Here is a 21,726-nt window from a genome sequence, read left to right on the forward strand (position 1 = left end):
CAACTAGCTGACCACCGTCGAATTATAGAACTTGAAAAACGGGCATCCCAAAAGGCAAATGCTTCTGAGAAATTACGCTCGGAGTTAGAGAATCGTGTAGCAGAATTGGAAGAAGAGAATTTTTACTGGAAACAGCAAGCCGACCAATTAAGGGATTTGCCCCTAGAGGATGTAGCGTGGCATTTGGGGTTAGATAAAGCAGATAAAGGAGAGAACCGTTGGAAGGGATTAGGGCAAGTTATCAATATTAATGATTCTAAATGGTATGACTTTACAGCAGAAAAAGGTGGTGGTGGGGCTATTGATTTGGTTATGCACGTTTCGGGTTGTAATTTTCGGTCTTCGGTTGCCTGGTTACATGACCGTTTTGGGTCAGAGGGGATGCTGCGTGCTACCAGAGCTTACACACAAACACAAGCCACTAAAATTGTTGCAGAAGAACCTGCACATATGTTTGTACCTCCAAAAAAGGATGATGAGAAGTGGCAAGCAGTACAGAATTATTTAACTCAAACTAGGGGACTGCCAGAAAACTTTCTTACTGCCCTTCGCTCCAACGGGTGGCTTTATGCTGACAACCAGCAAAATGCTGTGTTTACAATGCGTCAGCTTCCAAAAGAGGCGCCATCACTCAAAACAGAAACCACAGGGGCATTTCTGCGAGGGACACGGGGAGAAGACAATTCGTTTATGGGATACGCCCTTGGGACAAAACGAACTTTGGGGTGGTTTTACTTCGACTTGGGTGGTAAGCCAACTGATGAATTACAAAAAGTAGTTATCTGTAAGTCTCCCATCGATGCGCTTTCATGTGCTGCGCTATCTGTTTCTGCACATTCTGGTATGACCCCAACAAGGACAATGTTTTTGGCGGTTGATAGTCCCAAAAGCTTACCGTTGGATTTTCTCAAAGACATTCCTGCTGTTACTGTTGCCTGCGACAACGATGATGCGGGACGCTCGATGGGGCAAGCTATTAAAGAATTACTGCCACAAACAACTATCGCGCGACCAAAAACTACTGATTGGAATACGGAATTGTTGGAGTATTCGCGGCTTGAAAGTACAGGGCGCCCTTTATCAGAAAAGAAAAGGAATCGGGGAGTGGAATACTAGTAAATTGACGTTCGAGTTTGTACGCTCCTGTACTATTACACATTAAGCAATGCCTACCCGATGCAGGCGCCAAAATCAATATATATATAGATAGACTAGTAACCACTGCATTAGCAGTTACTACTCTAAATTTTTCAAAAATTGGGATAGTAAATTTTAGAAACCTTCTATAGGTGCCAGCACAAATTCATCCTGTATGGTCGGGTTGATAGGCTGGTTTACTAAATTCTGCTGCTTAACCCAACTGAGAATTCTATTTTTAATTTCTGCTATTAGCTTACGGGCAGCGGCTTTCAGTACATGTACTGGGTAATGCTGCCGCAGCTTCCACAGCATCTCGGAATTTTCGCAGGCAGCTAAATCATCGGCTACTGCTTGTAATTTTTCTTCTGTCATCAAAACGTCATCGGCTGGCTTTTTAGCTGATTCTTCCTCCTTATAGGATTCCGCTGTCGGCTCGATAGCCCAACTAACCTGAGATTTATTGCTTTCCATCCATTTAGTATATTTATACTCAAATGCGTCTAAAATGGCTTGTCGTGCGGCTTTCAAGTCAAATTGTTTAACTTCAGATGTTGGGACACACCCTGGCTCATCTATATAAGTAAGGGGGGGTGTGTCCTGCTGTGCTGCTAGGGGGTCTAATTGGCTATAATCCTGACCAGATAAGGATTCTTCAGGTGGGACACACCCTGGCTTATCTATATAATTAGGAGGGGGTGTGTCCCGCTCGGTGCGTTCGACGGTGGGTACAATCGCGTAGAGCCTGACCCGAATTTTACCTTTAAGAGTTTCTATGTTAGGTTTGCGTGTGTATTTGGTTTTAAAGCCAATGAGGGAGAGAAGGTTATTTAAAATCCTGAAGCGCTCCCCACTATCCTCTGATTCAGGCTCCAGATGGTTAATCCTTAGAGCCAGCCGAATATCAGCACGCGTGCGTAAAGTCTCGACTATTCCAACAACTTCATGTGAATCCTTGTGGTATTCTTTATCACTCTGGGTAAAAGAAAGTAAACCTAACTCACGCAAAGCCCAGATGGTATCGTGCCCCATATTGCTAACACGGCGCCCGAAGAAATCTTCAGCAAATGCTACATGATTCCAACTCGATTCGTGTCGTTTCTGTGAAATTTCGTAGTTACTTAGTAGCCAGTAGCGCTCCTGTTGGCGAATAAATTCATGGTCTTCGATGTAGCAGTTATAGATAAAGCAATCGCTCCAAACTTCAGAATCCTGAATCCCTGGCAGTCGGTCTAGCAGACGAGTTTTTTCAATTCGCCTTTGGGTGTCTTTATCGGGACCGGCTTTCGCTTTTTTATTTGCTTCCTCAATCGTTGGAAATTCGATTGCATTAAAAATTTCTTTGGCGTGTTGCTGCCGAATCTCAATCTTGGCATTTTTTTCTAGACCTTTAATGGTGCCTGATATCTCCCACTCCTCAATGTTTACGTTATGCCCAGCTTCAATAAGAGCATGAATTAAGCACGCTTTATAATTATCAATTTCATAATTATCTATTACAGATAGTGTATGTGAGAGATTCCACCAATCATCATGCTGACGTGCTATTGCAGATGCTATAGCAACCTGTGCCATCTCGGCACTATCAGCCGATTCACAAGCAATTTTTGCGGATAAAGCTATCTGTTCATCTGCAATCTGCTTCAGCTTATTTTGTATGTAAGTTATTGGCGTTGACTTAATTCTTATATTGGAAGTATTGGGACAAAATACATAATGAGGGATGGTATTGTCTCTCAATCTAAACATAGCTTGATGCTGGCTGTTCGTTCTCAATACTCCAGCAAAGAAGCTAAATTTATGAGTAAAATAGCCGTTGAGAGTACAACTTAATCCACTGTCACCAGAGGGCGAAAGTATTATAAAGTCTGGCTTATGCGTTTCAATAAACCTGTTTTGATTAGCCAGAAAATCCTTAGCCCAATCTTCACAAGTCGTTTCGGAATTTAATACATATCCCTGTTTACCCGATTCAGTGAGAAGCTTATAAAGTACTTTTGTTCGCTCTTTGGAATCGCAGAATATCCAAGGCTTTACATCTGGCTGTAAAAAAAACTTAATTAATGGGCTTCGGTCGCCTGCTTTTATCTCGCCATCTTCATCAATACCATCAATAAAAGTAATATTATGAGCCGGGATTTTCTGCTTGTTTTCTATCTTGATAATACGCTTATTACTAGCCAACTTAGCTATACAATCGACGTGTATATCAGCCAAATTACCATCAAGCAAGAAGATTCTATCGCAATCGTGTATAGCTTGAGTGAACATCCGCAAAGCCTTAGCCTGTTCATCTCCTAGCGTTCCGCCAGTAACAGCATGAAGCAATACTGAGCAGGTTTCATCGAGGTAAATGTCTCTGCCTTTAAAATATCCATCAATGTGCTTAATTGAATCTAAGCACATCATATGATGGCTAGCCTCATCGGCAACCATTAATTTAGCATCGTCATCTTGGTGAATATGATAAATTACTGTGCCTACTGCTTTTGCTCTTTCACCAGTTTGAATAAGTAAGTTGTTGCGGTAGCCTAATATAATTGCACCTTTATCTTGATTTTCAATTGACTTTATTTCGGCAATCATCGCCTTAGTTTTAGCTGTACCTAAGCCACTTTTACCAGCAACAACTACACCAGATTTAGGGATATTACCGAAGCTAAATTCCGCCTGATTAATCACGATATCTGGAGTGTATTTTCTGCGGCGATGCCACTGATCAAATGCTAGTCCTTCAAGCTTTGGTAGATTGGAATCAGGATTATTTTCACTATTTGGAATTGGAGAATCTGTAAGCTCAAAAAATTCTACAGTGGTGAGGAAATCAATTTTATTAAAGTCGCGTAGTTCATCAATATCATTTTTGGCTTTGGTGAACTGACCCCACCAGCCCACACAAACACTTAAACCTTCACCAGTAGCGATATCGATAGCTTTTTTATAATTATTTAAAATTGCTTGATTATAAACTGCTCCGCCATCAGGAAATAACCTAACTGTTTTTGATGTTTGAACCTTTAAACCAGCCTTGAAAGAAGAAGCCGATGCTTGGAAGTTGCCGCCAGCTGCACCAATTACTTGAATATCCCTACGCCCAAGTCGAAACCACAGTATGAGAGCGACAATCAACGACTTAAGCCCCCCTTCAATTAACCAAGTTTCCGTGATTTCGGTGGCTTCTGGATGGCGCCATATAAATAGAGGTAGCTCACTATTTGTGAGGTTTGGGGGGCTGCCACCCTTGCTCTTACTAGATAACCAAATGTATTTAGGATATTTTTCACGGTTATCGGTTGCGATTTGGAATCCGGTTATGTGCCCCTCACCATTGGTGGCAGCAATACTGATTCCCCCTACCCCTGTAAGTGTGTTGGTGTCAGGGTTTACACCTGCCAGATTAGAAAAATCGCCTTTAACTTCCATCCCTGGCTGCCAAGTGCGTATCCATCCTTGCTCGTAGGCGAAAAGAATTTCATCCGTCATCAAACCACGCTTTTTGTGTAAAGCCTTATGGTGGTGATAGTGACTCAATCCGGGAAGCTGGTCGATAACTGACCGATACTGTTCGTCTCGTTCTGTAATTGGAAGTAAGCTTTTAAAAGACTCTTGTCTCTCGCGCTCCCTCTTCTCATTCTCCAGCCGTCTAAGATTAAGCTGTTGCCGTCTGTTTTCTTCATTCCACTCTTCACTGTTATCTAGAGTAAAGCTGGCAGTGTGTCCGTTCGTTTGTTCCTTGACACAAACGTACCCGTTAATCTTTTCGCCCTTACTCGCGCCTACATTGCCGTGGCATTGAATAAAATCTGGGTCCTCCTTGGAATAGCGGCAATCATTCCCCCCATCGCATAACGGGCAGCGGTTTTTCTTTGAGAAAGCAGCAAAGATACTCATACTGCTGCCTCCTCTGTTACATGGTGGGTGCCTCCTTCAATTAATCGGTTTTGCAGTTTTTTATGCAGCCTCGAAGAGATTATCATGCAACCTGTATGCCTCTCCCCGTCTACATTCCAAGGCTTGCCCTTATCCGTAAAGCGTTTGCCCTGCTCCTGAAAATCAAAATTTTTAGCAATGCCATGTTCAATCTTTTTTTGACAAATGATGCTATATTGTGAGTATCCATTACTTATTCGTATGCGTGCAGCTGTGCTAGCAGCGTCAGTAAGAAATGAGTTACAATGTATTCTAGATAACATATTTTTGTTGGGTGGTTTCCCCCTCCCAGTAAATTTTATGTGCTTTCCCGCATCCGTTTCAAAGTCAGCGGCAAAGCAAAATAGTCTGTAATCCCCTCGGTTGCTTCTAACAACTGGGGGGTTTATGTTTCAACGGAATTTTGGAATTATATACTCAGTATTAATGTTACCTAGCATCTAATAAGATAAACGCAAAATAAAACGTTGCAAAGACTTTTTGTAAGCAAACTTACTTATGTACTATGTTTCTTGCGAGTAAGAAATTTAAGGCAGCTATTTCTTACTGATAGAAATAAAACATAAGCTTAGTAAGGGATACAAAAGCCTTTGATGTGAAGCCTTTCTGCGCGGTGTCACCTCAACCCACCACTTTTACCGATTTTATCCCAGCGCTACACCATTGTACTAACAGCCATCTGTCAGACTCCTTATCCAGTACAGGTTTGAGCCGAAAGTTAAAAACATCTTCCCAAACGTCTAAGCCGTGACGGCTAGCAAATTCGCGCTCAAGCTCTTTGAATTTAGCCCAATCGCGTTCGCCAATGGCGCCTAAAATCGGCATTAAATCAGTTAATGGTACTAATGTAGCTGTTTCACTCATCTAGCTCGCCCCCTAAAACTCTAAAGGTGGGTTACCGTTTGGGCTTGGATTGAGCGTGCGTTGTACCATCTCCTCTATCCGCCCCATTGCGTAATCAATAGTTTCTATTAAATGGCGCGAGCTTTCCTCAATTTGGGTATTTACTCGTGCAATAGCTTCGGTATTAGTTTGCTGCTGTGCGAAGATTTGAGCGATTACAGCACCGTGTGACGCAATTGTACTAGCATTGCTCTGCTGGATTTGCAGTATTTGAGCAATTGCAGCATTTTGCGATGCGATTGCAGTCGCAGTTTCTCTTTGAAACTGGGAATTAGCCTCAAGCGTTTGCTCAAGGATTCGCTCCATGCGGTCTAATCGGTCTGAGCTTTGCGTCACATTCACCCCTTGCTATCAAAATTATTTTTGTTAACCACAGAACTATAAGTCCATTAATAATGTTGCTTGTATCTAGCAATAACTATAGTATGCCACAAGTGGTTTTTAGGTCTAGTGTTTTTTTCCCTTCTGCGAAGTAACCCACTCACTGATTAACTCGGCTGCAACATCCTCCATAGTTCTATCTATATCGATACAAATTTTTTTAAATTCTCGGTGCAATTCCTTGGGGATTCGCGTCCTGAAGTACATTCTCTCGTCGTCTTGCTTTGCGGCTGAAGCCATAGACAGTTAGTATAAACCACAAATCCACTATAAGTGATTGTAAATTATTCGGGCGGAAGTATAAATAACACTGTATATAGACCACTTGTGGTTTTGTGGTCTAACGTCTATATTAGAGGAGTGGCAGAAATGACGCAGAGGTACAGATAAGTTTAAGCGTGTCAAATCTGCCATACAGCAAGATATTTGATTGTAAGCGATGAAAAGCTTACCACATAAAGAATTCAGTCAATTCTATTACACCACAATAGAGGTAATAACTCATGGCAGATATGGAAGTAAATGCCCAAAATGCCGATTCAGGGCAGAAAGGGAAGCTGCTTTTAATAGCAGGAATGGATGTTGGGAATGGGTACGTAAAATTTAGCTCTGATGTAGTGACAGAGCGCTTTCCAAGTTACTTGGAGTACTACAATCACCGTCCTTCAGAAACTCCAAGAGAAGGATACGTTGAATACCTTGAAGGTAAAGCTGATTTACCTACTCAAATCTGGGCGAGTGGTTGGCTAGCCTATGAGCGTAACCCGGTGGGTACTTTACGAGCTACCGATGACCCTCAAGCTAAGGTGAAGCAACCATTGCAGCATTTGATGGGCGCCTTATCCTACATTGAAAAGAATTATGCGGAGATTGAGGTTTATCTTTGTGTTTCACTTCACCAAAAAGAGGGTTTAGAAGAGTCGTTAATTGCGGCATTAGAAGGTACTCACATTGTTAAATTTGGTGGAAAAATTATCCCCACCAAAGTAACTGTTAAAGTGCTGAAGGTTTATGAGGAAGGGCACTGCGCGATTGCTGCAAATGCTGACAAGTTAAATTTACAAGGACATAACATCATTATCGACCTCGGTAATCGCACCAATATAGCAACGTTAATAGGCTCTAAAGGTGTAATGATTGAGCGCAATCCACTCGATTTTGGGGTTGAATATTTAATTAAAAATATCAGCCAAAATCCTAAGTTTACCGAGCGATTGAATGGAGAAATTACAATTCCTCATTTGATTAGATTGGGCATCGAAAGTAGAGAATTTAAGTACGGTAAATTATTCAGCTTTAGTGACATCTACGACGCAGAGCTAAAGCCTTGGATTCAAAAAGCATTAACTCCAGTATTCAAGTTCATCCAACCTTGGAAGATTAATGCGGATGCCTGCTTAATTATAGGTGGAGGTGCATTACTGCCGAAAGTTAAGGAAGCGCTTGAACTTAAGGGTTTCGTAGTAGCAGATGACCCGGTATGGAGTAATGCCATAGGGCTAAAAAAAGCCGCAAAACATCTTTATCAAACGGTAAATGCAAATGGCTAAAGAATCAATTCGTATTGTTATAAGACAGCCCCTCCACAAACTTATTAAGGAATGGGCAGATGTGCTTGGAGTGGATGATTTTGGCGAAGTTGTAAACTTTTTATTACTGGATTTAAAGCGAACTGGATACCTGCCAAACTCTCAATCCACGGTAAATACAACATCTCATCAAAAGCAAGATATTAAGCCTGATACATACGACGATGCAAGTGAATTAGCTGGATTATTTTAATCGCGATTAACGTTGCATCTGTAGCGATTAAAGCAATCAATTTACTCTCAGAATTACCCTAATTTAAGGATTGAAACAATGACTAATATTATTCACAGCGACGATTCTAATTTTGATGAAAGCTTTAACCTTGAAGCGTTACACAAAGCCTACGAAACAGGCATTTTGAACAAAGACGACTTTGCTAATGATGAACACTGGTGTTTAGCTATGGATATTTTTGAAAGCCAAACAAGCGAAGAATTAGAAATTCCCTCACTAACTGATATCGACACTGATTTAGAGGACGGATTGCAAATGGTTGAGGATTTTACTAATCCTGCTTCTAATCCTAATAATTGGGGATTATCACCACTTCGCGATGCAGCATTAAGGCGCCAAATGGCGTTAGACCCCGATTGGGATGCAAAGCAATTGAGTGCAGAATTAGACCCCGAAATCGACGAAATGATTAACAGATTTAATAATCGTCATTCTCTAGCCAATACAGAAGATGAAAATGAAGATTTCCCAGTTAGAGGTGATGAAAATACTCGTTATTTCGGACACTTTCAAGCCGATTTTGAAAACTTCGATTGGGACAACAATTATGTCGAAACTGGATTCCCTGATGGTCAATTCTTAGCTAATGGATTGGATGCCCCAGCTAGTGCATTTTTAGCTGAATGCTGGCGTTCTCACAACACAGACGGAGCCTACGATTACATCGAAATGATTGAGTCGGACGAATTACGCGAAAGAATCAGCAGAGTTTACGACTTATGCGACGGTTCCCACTTATTTGACCGCTCCACAGTTGAGTTTGTTTGGGAACAAGAAACCTTAAGTGATGTATGTGATGACCCATACCCATACGGTTTAGGCAGCTAATTTTACAACTTGGTAGTGTGTAATATCGCTACCTTCTAACTATTACTAAAAGGAGAACTTATCTAATGTCAGGTAAACAAGTCAAAGACCATATTTCGGGTGTTGCGGGTTCAAATTTGAATGCAGTTGAAACATTATTTGGTGTTGACGCGAATGCTTTAAAAAACGGACGCCTAAGTCCCGAAGCACTAGCAGCACTTAAAGACCTTCAAGCAGACGCGGCATTTTGGGCTAAAAACGGAGAGAAGATTCGCAAACAACTAGAAATTGTATGTGCTGGAACAACCGAAAAAACCATAACTTTAGGGATGCTAGCCCAAGCAGTAAATAAGTTTGGTAAGGCGATTGTTGGTGCTAAATATAATGCTGCTTTGGCTCAGAAACAATTCGGTAACTTCTTGCAAGAAAAGAAGCTACAAGCAGGTGCCCAATTTGGACAGGAAGAGGCTAGGCACTCTACCCAAATGATGTTTCAGCAAGCTGATAATAATCTGCAAGCTCAAATATTTAGAGCTAACGTGCAGATGCGCTACAACCAATTGAAATTAAAGGCTGATAGTGCGAATCATCAATTACAAGAAAGGCACACTGATTTACGGGCTTCGGCTGCAATGCAATTAGGAAGTAATGCCCCAACTTTAACGCAACCAAATAGAGTTTCCATGCCTGGTGGTGTTAGCTCCAATGTAAATGTTAATTCTGTTGATACACCCGTAAATGGGTTGCCGATGGGCACTGATGCAATAGCTGATAGCGCTACTGGTAGAGGTTTATTCGGGATATTCGGCGCCATTGGTCGCGGAGTAAGTAAGGTACGAAGCTGGTTAGGAATCTAAAACAATAGGGTGAGTATTACAAGTACTCGCCCACCTCAAAAAATAACAATTTCTAAAATTATGGATAACTTTTTAGAGGAAATAGAGCAGTATACCAATGCTTTCTCCCAGCCAGAGGAATCAGGCGCCATCACAACAAATCAACAACAGCAAGACTTAACCAATACTCAAATTCAAAATCCTGAGAACCACGAGACTTGGTTTACGACAGCCGCAGAGGCACAGGATTACGAAGTATTAAATCAAGAGATTGAAAGTGATAGAACTACCTCAAAAATTTACGCTACTGTTGGTTCTGGGTTAACTGCATTGGGCGCTAATTCATGCTTAGGGAATGCAGTACTTGAAACTACTTACAATCCTACTTGCTATATGGTTTTTAGTGGGGTGATTGCTGCTTCTTTGATTAGTGCAGGGTTATCAGGTAGTCGAATAAACGGTAAAACATTTTATTCTTCACCTTGGTTATTAAGCTCGTTAGGTGCAAGTGCTGGTGTAGTTGGTGGCACCTATGCTGCAAGTCGTCCCTATTTTGAAGATAAAAATATTGCATCAAAAGCTCACGAATCGATAGCAACAGAAATTAGAGAAATTGAGGTAAGACCTCAACAATCAAATGGTTTTGATTTAACTGGTTTGTGGTTAGGTATTGCGGCATTAATCGCAGTTGGATTTTTTGCAATTAAAAAGTAATCGAGTAAGTAAAGCTTCAATCCCTACCTGCAATGGGTAGGCGGTTACATTGTCCACATCAAAAAAGGATTAATTAAATGACAAGAATCAATGGCATTTATGGCGATGAAAAGTATAAACTTCGACCCGATGTGACTGTAAATGTTTACGAATTATTATTTAATGAGTGTGAATGGTACGGTGATTACAAAGTAGCTGAACTAGATGAAGATTGGTTGCAAGACTACAACGAAAACAATGATGAAGACTACGAATGGTCAGATTTTGGGTTAGAGCCATGTGATGAATGTGGCAACCCTATCAATCTCATGAACGCTTACACCGACGAATACATTAGCTTAATTCCTTACGAAACTAGAATTTCTTAACTAATAAAATTAGAGGTAAATGAAATGAAAACACCAAATACTGATGCTCTCAAATCCGCAGTTCGCAGTGTTCCGTATCGACTTACTGTTATCGGATGTGCCGCAGCTGCAATCGGCGCCTTAGCCCTAAATTACACAGATAATAGAAGCACTGTTGGGTACACTCAAGTATGTTTTAAGCCAACTAATCCTAAGATATTAAAAGCAGCAGAGAAAAAGGGTATTCAGTACTGCACTTCCGATGAAAGGTATTGGATTTCTGACCCAATCCTTCTTGATTGGCAGCGTACTAAGCCAGAGTTTTATAACAAGTTAACACGCCTCAAAACAATACCTCCACAAACAAAAGATAAATGGATTTATGGCGCCATTGCGATAGCTGGAGGACTAGGAATGGCTGGATTGGGTGCAGCACGATTAAATCTGATAAATAAATTAGCTCCAGGCTACAGAAAAGAAGTACATGCTAAATGGCATCGCGATGGCGTCAGAAACTGTGTGCAGATGGCTTCTGACGCTATTGATGGACGCTTCGCAGTTCAGCATAAATTGGCTCAAGCAGAAGCTAATTATGGAAGATACCAAGCTGCAATTCTTACTCCAGATGAAATTGTTGCCACACAGCAAGCTTATTTAGATGCTGAATCGCAAGCCAGAATGCAGGGTGTACAAGATGCTCAGTATGTTGCTGGTAATGACCAAGCACAATTACCCGGACAATCTTTGGATGACGTAAACAATCCTGGCGATAAAGTTAACGGCGCCTCCAACGAAAATATGACCATTAAACCTGCGCTAATTCAAACATTACAAAATAGTGCGATTGCTCCAATTCTTAAAGCTGGTGTGCTTAAGGTGATTGGTGGGCAAGGCAGTGGTAAAACTACCTTAGTAAATGGTGGATTACTGCGTTATCGCTTGCAACAAGGGCACAAATTAATCATCATCAATCCGCATAAATCTTTTGAAATGTATCGTGGGCTAGAACCACATTTAGTTACTAGTACAGAATTTTATGGAGTTGGCGCCGATGATGCCACGCGCGCTACTTCCTTAGCTAAAGGTTTAACAACTGTTTTAGGTATTTTAGAAACCAGATACACCGAATATCAAAACCAACCAGTTGGCAGCTATAACCACTACCCAATAACAATTTTGATTGAAGAGTGTGGGGAATGGGCAGGCTTATTAGGGGAAAAAGGACTACCACTAATCCAACATTTCTGGCAGAAAATGTTTATTGCTTGTCGTAAGGGAAGATTCTTTCCAATCATTACTGCACAACACGATACTATGGCGATGTTTGGTAATCCTAAAGGTTTGGCAGAATTAATAAAATCAAGCGGTGCAGTAACACTAAATTTAATCGCTGAACCAGATTCAAATAGCCCTGACGGTTGGCGCCCAAGTGGTAAAGGAGTGCTGTATATTCCTAACAACGATGCCAAAAAAATCGATGTGCCAGATATCAGAAATTTGGTTAGCAATCCTGATGTATTTACAGATTTATTCTCTGCACCTTCACAACCAGCTAATCAATCAGCTAATCAACTACCTAAACAAGACAATTCTAAATTAAATGTAATGAGGGGATTAATTGCTGACTGCTGGACTAAAGATGATAAAGACCTATCAGAAGATGCTCAAAAACTTATTGCGTGGATACGACGTAAGGTGGATGAAGGTAAGACAATGTTCACAATAGAAATGTGTCGTGCTTCTGGTTGCGTACCTAATGCTAAATCACCCGATATTAAGCGTTTATTGAGTGAGTTAATAGAGGCAAATGTTATGACGCTAAAAGATGGGGGTGTATATGAGATGCGATAAATTTGTGGATACGCATACATACGCTTCGGGGTAAAGCAGGAATGCATAGTTTTTGGGGTTTTGGACATCGGGGTAAATTCACCCCGAAGTAGCCACGATGTTTACACAGTAGACCCCGAAGCTACCCGAATCATTCATCACCTCGGGGTAATGTATAGCTTAATCGGGGTACTTTCGGGATGAATCGGGGTAAACCACCCCGAAATAACTACGATGTTTACACACTCTACCCCGAAGCGGTTTTGACCCCAAAAATGGCAGTGTTGAGTTTTTGTTACGAAATCAGTTTACAAACACGCAATTACTATTAGGAGAAACATGGAATTGATTAAGCGAGTTTACAAAGGTTTCTCGAATTGGTTGACGCACGCTAACCAAGAATGTGAGTGGGATAAACTAATACGCGATTTAATGAAACTAACCTACAACATTCGAGAGGTTATACCAGGTTGGGATGACGATTACCCAGAGCCAATGTTTGATGATGACTGGCGCCTAACCAGTGAGATTGACTATAGTGAAGATTGTAGTAATTGGTCATTTGAAGACTGGTTAGATGATTTGCAAGCCAATGATGTTAACAACGTATTTGGTGAGTACTTTGATACTGATAATGATAGCTACCAATTTAAAGGTTTTACCGAGAATGAACAAGATTATCTAGACTTGATTGATGGCTGTACTAGTTGTAAACACTTTCACGGGCATCAATACAATGGGAATGATTTAATCTGTGGAATGCACCCTTACGGTAATATAAATTGCTCTGATTTTGAAACTAAATATGGTACAGAATCAAGTGATTTGACCTACGAACCGGATGAAACAATCTGGCTAACAGAAGAAGACGAGCTTATCGCTACCTACGGCTACAGTAAATATGAGTTCGTAAAAGACCAAGATTGGGTAAGCGATGACTTAGAACATTATTTAGGTAAATATCAAGGTTAGGCGCCAATCAAAAATAAAACTGCCTTAACCGTATATTAGGAGAGCAATGTCATCAGATTTAGTTGAAATCCAAGAAACAATCGATGCTTGGTTTATTGCGAATAAACAGCAAGCTTTAGATAATTTATTAATTGCTGTTTGGAATCAAATTGAGAGTAATGATTATACTATTGCAGAAATCTTGCGTTCGTTAGTGAAGTATGTCAATCACCAGGGATTGAGCCAGGTTGCATCGTCGCTGGAAGAAATAGCAATTCGACTTGAAGAATTAAACGACACTGACCAATAAATTAATTAAAATAAAAGCCACCTTAGCAGGTATTGCTAGGGTGGTTTTTTATTACTTATTTATCTTATTATTCAAAATTGCCTTGCTGCTTTTGTAGCTTCTAAATAGACATTTGGGTAATTACTATCTACCCACACTAAAATATCTCTATATTCTTGGTAAGTTTTGGGTGCCTGCAATCCGACATAATCAGCAATCTTGCAACACACTTTTAACGCTTCTTGGTATTGTAAGCAGCCTGTCCAATCACGTACTAAATTAATTAAAGTTTGTTCATTAATCATTGCTTCTCCGCGTTCATCTTAATCTTAAAATATTGACGCTTAAGCTTGCTATTGCCCCGATTATCCTAGTGTTTTGATACCTCAAAGATGGTAATCAATTCGCGCTTCTCCATCTCTTTTAAAAGCCATTCCCAACGCTCCAAATCTTCAGGTGGCACCGTAAATCTCAAATCATTTATTTCGCTCATTCCACCGTACCCCATCTAAAATATTTTTCGTTGTTTCTTGCCAATCTGGGTACTCACTAGGGTCATCGCAAACTGCTTGCCACTGGTCTGCTACGCTCATTCGCCGTACTTCCTCATCCGTAGCATCCTTAATTTCTTCATAGGTTAGCGGCTCGTTAGGCTGGCGCCTGCTAGCTGCATAAGGCTCATCGTAAAAAGTCTTGCCACATTCGATACATTGATATCGCTGGATTACCTCACCAGTGCTTTTATTTTTCCTTGTGCCGTGGCGTTTATGAGATGCAATAGCTCCACAATGCCTACAGGTTAAGCTTTCTCTGCTTTGAATCGCCTTTAGGCTAGAGGCTAGTACATCTTTTTCTTTTTGGGTAGTTTTATGAGTACTTTTATGAGTATTTTGACCTTTTGATGTCTTAGTATTAGTTTTTTTTGATACTTTTTTAGCTTGGCTATAAGCTGGAGTATCTACTTGAGTACTTATTTGGGTAACTAGTTGAGTAACTGGTTGAGTATCTTTACTTTCATTGATATCGGATGCGATAGCAGTTGCTAGCGTTGCTTGACCATCTTGAAGTTCGCTAATTTTGGCTTGGATTATAGAAAGCGCATCCCTGATAGCATCTAAGCGCTTATCCCTAGCTGCTAATTCCTGACGGGTAAATTGCTGCAAATCGTTTACTCGCTTTAGGAGGTAATCTACATCCTGCCTACCCATATGAGTAGATATGCTTTCTGGCAATTGCTCAAGCACTGCATTAGTAATTGCTGTAATGTCTGGTTCATTTGCTTCCAAGGCTTCCAGCCGATTAAGAATTTCTGGAAGCATCCCTTCTGGTGTTGGTGGTGGTGCAGGTGGATTAGCTAACCACTGCTTCACAGCATCAAGCAGGGCATCTCTAAGAGTCCAACCCTTGGCTAAAGCTTCCTGCCTTAACTGATCCACCAATGCTTGAGATTCTTCGCTATCAAGCTTTACATTAAGTTGCACACGATTTTTATTCATGGGTACTCATTTGAGTAGTCTTACTCAAACAATACCGCGAGTGTTACATCAACTGAGTTTAATTTTCACCATATTACGTGTGCTTACTATTTCTGATGAACTTTGTATAGACGGTTTTCTGCTCGCAGTATCTATAGATTAATATCTATCTAAAAATGTTTTTTATCTGGTAAATTCTCATGCTTAAAGTGTTAAGCAATGTAAAGTATAGTCAAAATATATAGACTTATGTCTATCAATCAAAATGATTTTTGGGGTAATTTCTAATAGTATTAACTCTTGCGATTAAGTGGGTGTTAATTCACGACTATTAAATATTGATAAGCTAATTCTTTAATATTGCTTCAAAACTATAAGTAATTTAGATAACTAGTCAGATCAATAAACCATAGAAATTTTTCACAATATTTTTGCCCAACCATTATGTATACTCAATATAAGTACAATTTAACTGCTAAATTGAGTAAAAATAAGTAATAAGTAAGAAACAATGAGGTCGAGCCGAGATAAGGACGAAGACGGAAATAGGGATTGAAAAAGCTTGATTTTTCGTGACCGACAATTTTCTTACGTACAAGGTGTGTAGCAAATTTTCTAACTTAAGCAAGGTAAGCATTTTCAGCTTTAATTTCCAAAAATCCAAATATAGGAGGCTCAACCTCTATTCAAAATGTGCCGATAAAGCATGTGGTGTCTTTTATTACAAGAGAGAGATGTAACAGACAAGTTTTTCTCCTTTTGATAGGGTTTGATTGTAATGATTATTATCGTTACTGAGAAAAATATTATACGGATAGCAACCGTATATTCGACACTTAAACATCTAATTTTTAAGGACTAAAAAACATATGTTATCCAAAAGATTAGCTTTCCTGGGTGCAAGCTTAGTCTTAATCGGGTCTGTTATATCAAGTAACGTGCAAGCTCAGAATAATTCCAAGAAGAATTCTGTTCCAGCCAATGTCGAGGCGGAGCTTGTCAGTATCGCTGAATCTGCACTCCGCGCAGAATATGATGTCCAAGTTAGTGGTGATGAAGAAGGAGCTAAAAGGCGTAATCCCAAGGTGTCTAAAATTCGTGATGCTAAATTTCAAAAACGTTTAGAGAAAGCTAAAGAACTTAAGGACTTTTTAAAGGGACGCAAAATTGGCTTTAAAAGTTTTCAGACTAAGTTGGAGGTAAAAGATCTGAAGATTGCGGGAAATACAGCAACTTTAGATGCGGTAGAGGATACTGACCGTTATTATGATTTATCTATCATGTCTCCTGACTCACCTGAGAAAAGCCAAGGACTTACTGAACATCGTTTCACTTTTAGTCTGCAAGGTAATCAGTGGGAACTGATTTCAAGTGAGATTTTAAATTATCCTGGTTCCACACAAGGTACTCCCAAAGAGAAGATTCCCCCCTTACCAATGGACCCTAACATTACTCCATCCGACCCACTAGCACCACCAACAGATAAGCAATCTAGCCTGACTTCAGCAGTAGTCGCGCCAGTTAAAGTCAGTAAAACTGGATTACCAACTGTTTCTAATAACCCTAATAAATCTTCTGCTCACGGTCGAGCATACAACGCTCCCGTAAAAATTGCACAAGCCTCACTTAATCGTCAAGCAATAATCCAATATCTTTACTACTATGCTAAAACTCCTAACTCACAGTACCGTGATTATTCGATGACAGGTAACCTAGGAGGGGATTGCACTAACTTTGTCTCCCAAGCTTTGAAGGCTGGAGGTTGGACAAGTGAACAGGGATTTTACAGAGACGCAACCAATTGGTGGTACGATTTTTCAGGTATTTGGCCAGGTGAAAGCTGGACGTGGATTAATGCAGATTATTTCTTCAAATTCATTTTAAATCGACCACGAGCTAGAACCATTGGTAGAGTAGCGGACTTAGTTCCAGGAGACGTTATTAGCGTTGATTTTGATCCTCAAAATAATGACGGCATGGAGCATACAATGATGGTATCAAAAAAGACTAATGATGGTGTTATTTATTTGGCTTACCATACTCCAAATAGAATAGATGTAACGTTTTCCGAGTTTTACGATAAGAGTCCAGGCGCAAAGTTTTATGCTTGGAGCTTATTGTCCAGTTATAAATAACTTAATTATGCAATCAGCACAACCAATGAGGAAAATTTTTGTAAGCATAGGTTTAACTTTAAGTGTGGTTCTAGCTATTTTCCTAATTAGCTTTAATTCTTTAGTTAGCTATGGTGCCGATAGCCCCGACCAGGTGATTGAACAATATCTCCTAGCTTTAGAAAACAAGGATGAAGATTCAATATTGAAACTAATTCCAAGAGAATATTCTGCAAAGCTTGCTGTTGAAGATAAAATTGTGGAGTTTGGTGGTAACAAGATACAAGAGCGTAAAATCATTTACAACAAAATAAAACCCGTCTATTTAACGGCTAATGTGCAGGGGTTTTACACTAACAGTAATGGTGTGCGTAAAAAATTTGAGGACACGTTGATAATTTCATATAGAGGAGGCTCTTTATTGGAGCTTAATAAAGGGCGTTGGTATCTAAAATTGGGTAATGGCAACGTCCCTGCTCCGGAAGTACAACCGGCAGAACCACAAACTTCTCCTCCTAAAAAGTCATCCTTATGATTTTCACGAAGGGCTGTGGGTAGCAACCGAGATAGGAGAGCGAAAAAATTAGGTTCTCGTTCTCCTTTAAGATGCGACAGTACTTGGGTAGCCACCAAGATAGAGGTCGAGCCGAGATAAGGACGAAAACGGAAATAGAGATTGAAAAAGCTTTATTTTTCGTGACCGACAATGTTATTCTATCTATATAGTCGCGCTTTAGACCGATAGGGATTTTGGGCAGCGGGGGAAAATTTACAAGTGCAATTTTTTAATTTTTGACAATAGCAACTCCCCTGGTGCCTGAACTTACTATCTCAATTTTTTCAATTTTTGAGATAGTAACGAGCGCGGCGAGGAATTACTCAAAGCCTTTTTAAACAAACCCTTGACAGCGAGATAACACGTAGAGATATCAGGGAAGGGGGCGATGGGGGTGACGGTAATGACAGTGAAGATAGTGTGCCCCCTTCCCTGATATCTAAGTTTATCTTTCGCTTTCAAGGGCAAGCGTTGTTTGTTAAAAACACTTCTACGTGCAGGGAATGAAAGCTCTAAAGGCTCCGATAATGACCTATTTTTTAGTTATCCACGATAAAAATAACAAATATTTATCCACAAGCGTATTAATTAAATTCAAACCTGAATCAAGTATATCCAGCATTTTATTAACAATGGTAAGTTGTCAATCACCAACCAGTTTATCTTTAGATGAATCAACTTATGTCAACGCAACTCATGCTTGAAACATCCACGCAAAGCAAAAACCCAGAACGAAAATTTACCAACACTAACACAAACATGAATCAAGTATTAAAGACCTCGTTCATTAACCTGAATCAACTTATGTAAACCCGAATCAGGTTATAAATATACCGTCAAAGAATATCAAATATAGCCGCACGCACAGAATTGCGTTACATGTCCCGCTCTTAAATTGCGTTCACGTAAACGAAGTTTTCCCCGAAGGGGTAGTGTCTCCGTTATCCGAAGGATATCCGCTTATGGTAGGAGAAATTGCGAATTGTTGTGGTCAGCTATAAACAATTTTCCGAACATTTTTTTATCACCAGCTATTTTACAAATCTTTATGTAGATAAGTTTTAATAATACGATGTCTTGCATCTTGAGTTGGGCGCCCGACGCACGAGGATTTTTTTTATTAATTGGTGTCGAATCGACTTAAAATAATTAAATTGTGTAATATATACACTTTTGATTTTTCAAGCTCCACGCTTCAAATTCATGCAGACGGAGTGCCCCTGATATAATACGAGTATAAAAAAGCAACCACAGCAACTCCCGATGGCGCATTGCTTCGTAAGCTTTTTACCCTCGCAGCACTCACAAAAATTCGTATTAGACGAGTAAAACCAATATAAGACAATATAAGCCAGCAAGAACGAGAATTTTCAATCAGTTTTGCTAATAACAAAGCTTGTAAAGTCTTCTTTTGGCTTCTTTTGGCTTCTTTTGGCTTTGGTTGTCTTGGTAAAAATACCTAAAAAAATCAGATTGAGGATATCAGTATTTTTATTTTAGGGTGGAGCCAATTGGAGCCAACCGACGCTCTCATTCATCAGAAAATCAATCAGGTCTTCTTATAATTAGGCTCCAATTGGCTCCATTTTGTCTCCAATTGCCTCTTTAAACCCAATAATATTCCGAAAATAATTTCGGGCGCCTTTTTATAAATGTTTTTTTTAATCAATAGCACATTTGCCAAGGGTTTAAGCTTTTACATAAATCTATTCCTGCGGTTTATTTATCGATAAATCGTATTTATAAGTACGAAGTTAGTCAACTATCAAACCAACCTGTACTGATGTAACCTAAGTGACACCTTAGTTAAACCTAAGTGACACCAAATCCAAGCAAAACAGCCATAAACTGCAAATCTAATTACTTTTTTGATTTAAAATCACCATTAGCCACTGCCCGACGTAATAAATACAAATATAGAATAATTACACGTTGGTTTCTAGGCTGGGCAAGGGTTTCAGCATAATTCTGTGTAATTAATTTTATCCGAACACCCAAGTAAGGTGACACCTAGGTGACACCTAGGTTTAACCAAGGTTTAAATACAGCAGAAAACCAATTAATTTCTTTTTAGAGAGTTTCAATCAGAATAAGAGCGCGCGCGTTGTCCCATCTGAATTAACTACATTTTAACTACATACATAATACATTGTCGAATATTCTTACAGTATAAATACTCAATAATTGGGAGAGGGAGTAAAAAGGGATAAAAAAGGGATAAAAAAGGGAGTATATCGGGATAAAACATGGCTTTTCAGTATATTAATACTAATCAATAATGATGGTGACTCCCGATTTATCCCTCTTTAGTCCCTCTTTAGTCCCTCTTCTATCACTAATTGGTCATGAATTATATTTGCCCAAATCGAAGCGCATCTCCCGCTCTCCCAAAAAAATAATTTTGGGCGCCTGAGTTCAATCTATGTTTAAAAAAATAATTGGTTTAAAATTCCCCATGCCGACCAACACAAATTGTGTCGTAGTCGCACCGTCACCACAGCGTAACTTGCTTTCTATGTCAAAAGGCATAGATTTGTCTACCAGGAAAATGGCAGGAATTTTGTGTCCACAAGCATGTTGATATCAAGCTCGTGGTACACACCAATCCTGGCATTTTCCTACTATTTTCCTACTGTGCCGCACGCCGCTCGTCTCCTCCAAAGCGGTTTCGGGGAGCTTCGTTATAATCGAAGTGTACTCACTTCACTTCTGTGCCCCTTCGGGGTGGGCGCCGCCCATCCTCGTTCGCCTAAACGGCTCTCTCGGACACAGAAGTACGTTCGCCCTGCGGGGCATGTTCCCAGATTATTGGTGGGGGTTTTTTCAATGACCGCAAAAGCCATTATGCGCGTTGGTAAATTAAAAAGTTTGGGTAGTGTAGGCGGCAGTGAAAAACATACTGCCCGTCTTCAAGATACACCAAACGCTGACCCTTATAAAGAAAATATTCGGTTAATTGGTGAGTCGGATGACCCCGAACTAGAAAAAATAGTTTTATCCAAAATAGCTGACCATACTAAACATAAGCCGCGTAAAGATGCAGTGCTGTGCAGCGAAATATTTTTGAGCGCATCTCCAGAATTTTTTCGTCCCCATGACCCATCAAAAGCTGGGGAATGGGATGAAGAATTGATGTGGGACTTTGCCAATGCTTCGTCTAAATGGTTACAAGATAACTTTGGTGATAAATGCGTCCGCGCGGAGTTGCATTTAGATGAATCTACTCCCCATATCCACGCTTATATAGTTCCCATCAACGACAAAACCAAACAATTAAGCCACAAAGAGATGTTTGGTGGTGATGGGCGCCAAGCCAGCATCAAATTATCCAAGTTTCAAGATTCTTATGCCCATGCGCTGGCGCCTTTGGGTATCGAACGCGGGGTAAAAGGCAGCAAAGCCACCCACACCAAAGTTAAAGAATATTACTCTTCAGTAAACTCTGAACCCCTCACCCTGGAATTAGATAGACTGGCGCCAAAGCAGGGAGAAACGGCACAGCAATTATTTAAACGTATAAAATCAGACCCCACAATTCAAACTATCAATCATCAACTAGCTGACCACCGTCGAATTATAGAACTTGAAAAACGGGCATCCCAAAAGGCAAATGCTTCTGAGAAATTACGCTC

At 40.1% G+C, this 21,726-nt stretch carries 21 protein-coding genes; 14 read left to right on the forward strand and 7 right to left on the reverse strand.

Features of this window, described 5'->3' with window-relative positions:
- Positions 1-1,116: DUF3991 and TOPRIM domain-containing protein (locus tag DSM106972_RS49685; protein ID WP_127087635.1), on the forward strand; the 1,116-nt coding region annotated here is incomplete at its 5' end.
- 156 nt (positions 1,117-1,272) lie between these two features.
- Here DSM106972_RS49685 and DSM106972_RS49690 read toward each other — a convergent pair.
- The 4 genes from DSM106972_RS49690 to DSM106972_RS54635 all read right to left on the reverse strand — a co-directional run bounded on the left by DSM106972_RS49690 (position 1,273) and on the right by DSM106972_RS54635 (position 6,591).
- Positions 1,273-5,028, reverse strand: coding sequence for a plasmid replication protein, CyRepA1 family (locus DSM106972_RS49690; RefSeq protein ID WP_127087636.1), 3,756 nt, complete (start codon positions 5,026-5,028; stop codon positions 1,273-1,275).
- Between the two features lie 660 nt (positions 5,029-5,688).
- A complete protein-coding gene (locus DSM106972_RS49695; RefSeq protein WP_127087637.1) occupies positions 5,689-5,931 on the reverse strand; it encodes a hypothetical protein in 243 nt (80 codons plus the stop codon).
- A gap of 12 nt (positions 5,932-5,943) precedes the next feature.
- Positions 5,944-6,306 carry a hypothetical protein gene (locus DSM106972_RS49700; protein WP_127087638.1) on the reverse strand — a complete coding sequence of 121 codons (363 nt, stop codon included), beginning with the start codon at positions 6,304-6,306 and terminating at the stop codon, positions 5,944-5,946.
- 111 nt (positions 6,307-6,417) lie between these two features.
- Positions 6,418-6,591 carry a hypothetical protein gene (locus DSM106972_RS54635; RefSeq protein ID WP_186538376.1) on the reverse strand — a complete coding sequence of 58 codons (174 nt, stop codon included), beginning with the start codon at positions 6,589-6,591 and terminating at the stop codon, positions 6,418-6,420.
- A gap of 263 nt (positions 6,592-6,854) precedes the next feature.
- On the opposite strand from DSM106972_RS54635, the gene DSM106972_RS49705 reads away from it, so the two are divergent.
- The 9 genes from DSM106972_RS49705 to DSM106972_RS49745 all read left to right on the forward strand — a co-directional run bounded on the left by DSM106972_RS49705 (position 6,855) and on the right by DSM106972_RS49745 (position 13,970).
- Positions 6,855-7,901 carry a ParM/StbA family protein gene (locus tag DSM106972_RS49705; RefSeq protein WP_127087639.1) on the forward strand — a complete coding sequence of 349 codons (1,047 nt, stop codon included), beginning with the start codon at positions 6,855-6,857 and terminating at the stop codon, positions 7,899-7,901.
- Complete coding sequence (locus DSM106972_RS49710) at positions 7,894-8,133, forward strand: hypothetical protein (RefSeq protein WP_127087640.1); 240 nt, start codon at positions 7,894-7,896, stop codon at positions 8,131-8,133. The genes DSM106972_RS49705 and DSM106972_RS49710 overlap by 8 nt, the downstream gene beginning before the upstream one ends.
- 78 nt (positions 8,134-8,211) lie before the next feature.
- On the forward strand, positions 8,212-9,003 hold the full coding sequence (locus DSM106972_RS49715; RefSeq protein ID WP_127087641.1) for a hypothetical protein: 792 nt from the start codon (positions 8,212-8,214) through the stop codon (positions 9,001-9,003).
- A 65-nt stretch (positions 9,004-9,068) separates the two neighbouring features.
- A complete protein-coding gene (locus tag DSM106972_RS49720; protein WP_127087642.1) occupies positions 9,069-9,839 on the forward strand; it encodes a hypothetical protein in 771 nt (256 codons plus the stop codon).
- A 60-nt stretch (positions 9,840-9,899) separates the two neighbouring features.
- Positions 9,900-10,532, forward strand: coding sequence for a hypothetical protein (locus tag DSM106972_RS49725; protein ID WP_127087643.1), 633 nt, complete (start codon positions 9,900-9,902; stop codon positions 10,530-10,532).
- A 77-nt stretch (positions 10,533-10,609) separates the two neighbouring features.
- Positions 10,610-10,900, forward strand: a complete 291-nt coding sequence (locus DSM106972_RS49730; protein WP_127087644.1) for a hypothetical protein — start codon at positions 10,610-10,612, stop codon at positions 10,898-10,900.
- A 24-nt stretch (positions 10,901-10,924) separates the two neighbouring features.
- Positions 10,925-12,730: an ATP-binding protein gene (locus tag DSM106972_RS49735; protein ID WP_127087645.1), complete on the forward strand. Its 1,806-nt coding sequence runs from the start codon at positions 10,925-10,927 to the stop codon at positions 12,728-12,730.
- Between the two features lie 318 nt (positions 12,731-13,048).
- Entirely contained in the window at positions 13,049-13,681 is a 633-nt protein-coding gene (locus DSM106972_RS49740; protein ID WP_127087646.1) for a hypothetical protein, read from the forward strand.
- 46 nt (positions 13,682-13,727) lie between these two features.
- A complete protein-coding gene (locus DSM106972_RS49745; protein ID WP_127087647.1) occupies positions 13,728-13,970 on the forward strand; it encodes a hypothetical protein in 243 nt (80 codons plus the stop codon).
- Between the two features lie 71 nt (positions 13,971-14,041).
- Here DSM106972_RS49745 and DSM106972_RS49750 read toward each other — a convergent pair whose 3' ends face one another.
- The 3 genes from DSM106972_RS49750 to DSM106972_RS49755 all read right to left on the reverse strand — a co-directional run bounded on the left by DSM106972_RS49750 (position 14,042) and on the right by DSM106972_RS49755 (position 15,445).
- Positions 14,042-14,254, reverse strand: a complete 213-nt coding sequence (locus DSM106972_RS49750) for a hypothetical protein (RefSeq protein WP_127087648.1) — start codon at positions 14,252-14,254, stop codon at positions 14,042-14,044.
- A 65-nt stretch (positions 14,255-14,319) separates the two neighbouring features.
- Complete coding sequence (locus DSM106972_RS55270) at positions 14,320-14,442, reverse strand: hypothetical protein (RefSeq protein WP_267901248.1); 123 nt, start codon at positions 14,440-14,442, stop codon at positions 14,320-14,322.
- The gene (locus tag DSM106972_RS49755) at positions 14,426-15,445 is read right to left on the reverse strand and encodes a hypothetical protein (protein WP_127087649.1); all 1,020 of its coding nucleotides are present in this window, start codon (positions 15,443-15,445) and stop codon (positions 14,426-14,428) included. The genes DSM106972_RS55270 and DSM106972_RS49755 overlap by 17 nt, the downstream gene beginning before the upstream one ends.
- An 848-nt stretch (positions 15,446-16,293) precedes the next feature.
- On the opposite strand from DSM106972_RS49755, the gene DSM106972_RS49760 reads away from it, so the two are divergent.
- From DSM106972_RS49760 to mobV, 4 genes are all read left to right on the forward strand, one after another.
- A complete protein-coding gene (locus DSM106972_RS49760) occupies positions 16,294-17,559 on the forward strand; it encodes an amidase domain-containing protein (RefSeq protein ID WP_127087650.1) in 1,266 nt (421 codons plus the stop codon).
- 7 nt (positions 17,560-17,566) lie between these two features.
- On the forward strand, positions 17,567-18,073 hold the full coding sequence (locus DSM106972_RS49765) for a hypothetical protein (protein ID WP_127087651.1): 507 nt from the start codon (positions 17,567-17,569) through the stop codon (positions 18,071-18,073).
- Positions 18,074-18,621: 548 nt separating this feature from the next.
- Positions 18,622-18,798 carry a hypothetical protein gene (locus tag DSM106972_RS54640; RefSeq protein WP_233787984.1) on the forward strand — a complete coding sequence of 59 codons (177 nt, stop codon included), beginning with the start codon at positions 18,622-18,624 and terminating at the stop codon, positions 18,796-18,798.
- A gap of 2,122 nt (positions 18,799-20,920) precedes the next feature.
- On the forward strand, positions 20,921-21,726 hold an 806-nt coding region (gene mobV, locus DSM106972_RS49770), incomplete at its 3' end, for a MobV family relaxase (RefSeq protein WP_201800908.1).

Source organism: Dulcicalothrix desertica PCC 7102, from assembly GCF_003991905.1.
Lineage (GTDB): Bacteria > Cyanobacteriota > Cyanobacteriia > Cyanobacteriales > Nostocaceae > Dulcicalothrix > Dulcicalothrix desertica.

Bases quoted from the DNA above. Each gene is read 5' to 3' on its own strand.
- DSM106972_RS55270 (WP_267901248.1), bottom strand. From the start codon at position 14,442: ATGAGCGAAATAAATGATTTGAGATTTACGGTGCCACCTGAAGATTTG.
- DSM106972_RS49720 (WP_127087642.1), top strand. From the start codon at position 9,069: ATGTCAGGTAAACAAGTCAAAGACCATATTTCGGGTGTTGCGGGTTCA.
- DSM106972_RS54635 (WP_186538376.1), bottom strand. From the start codon at position 6,591: ATGGCTTCAGCCGCAAAGCAAGACGACGAGAGAATGTACTTCAGGACG.
- DSM106972_RS49725 (WP_127087643.1), top strand. From the start codon at position 9,900: ATGGATAACTTTTTAGAGGAAATAGAGCAGTATACCAATGCTTTCTCC.
- DSM106972_RS49705 (WP_127087639.1), top strand. From the start codon at position 6,855: ATGGCAGATATGGAAGTAAATGCCCAAAATGCCGATTCAGGGCAGAAA.
- DSM106972_RS49730 (WP_127087644.1), top strand. From the start codon at position 10,610: ATGACAAGAATCAATGGCATTTATGGCGATGAAAAGTATAAACTTCGA.
- DSM106972_RS49750 (WP_127087648.1), bottom strand. From the start codon at position 14,254: ATGATTAATGAACAAACTTTAATTAATTTAGTACGTGATTGGACAGGC.
- DSM106972_RS49745 (WP_127087647.1), top strand. From the start codon at position 13,728: ATGTCATCAGATTTAGTTGAAATCCAAGAAACAATCGATGCTTGGTTT.
- DSM106972_RS54640 (WP_233787984.1), top strand. From the start codon at position 18,622: ATGACCTATTTTTTAGTTATCCACGATAAAAATAACAAATATTTATCC.
- DSM106972_RS49755 (WP_127087649.1), bottom strand. From the start codon at position 15,445: ATGAATAAAAATCGTGTGCAACTTAATGTAAAGCTTGATAGCGAAGAA.
- DSM106972_RS49715 (WP_127087641.1), top strand. From the start codon at position 8,212: ATGACTAATATTATTCACAGCGACGATTCTAATTTTGATGAAAGCTTT.
- DSM106972_RS49690 (WP_127087636.1), bottom strand. From the start codon at position 5,028: ATGAGTATCTTTGCTGCTTTCTCAAAGAAAAACCGCTGCCCGTTATGC.
- DSM106972_RS49740 (WP_127087646.1), top strand. From the start codon at position 13,049: ATGGAATTGATTAAGCGAGTTTACAAAGGTTTCTCGAATTGGTTGACG.
- DSM106972_RS49760 (WP_127087650.1), top strand. From the start codon at position 16,294: ATGTTATCCAAAAGATTAGCTTTCCTGGGTGCAAGCTTAGTCTTAATC.
- DSM106972_RS49695 (WP_127087637.1), bottom strand. From the start codon at position 5,931: ATGAGTGAAACAGCTACATTAGTACCATTAACTGATTTAATGCCGATT.
- DSM106972_RS49710 (WP_127087640.1), top strand. From the start codon at position 7,894: ATGGCTAAAGAATCAATTCGTATTGTTATAAGACAGCCCCTCCACAAA.
- DSM106972_RS49735 (WP_127087645.1), top strand. From the start codon at position 10,925: ATGAAAACACCAAATACTGATGCTCTCAAATCCGCAGTTCGCAGTGTT.
- DSM106972_RS49765 (WP_127087651.1), top strand. From the start codon at position 17,567: ATGCAATCAGCACAACCAATGAGGAAAATTTTTGTAAGCATAGGTTTA.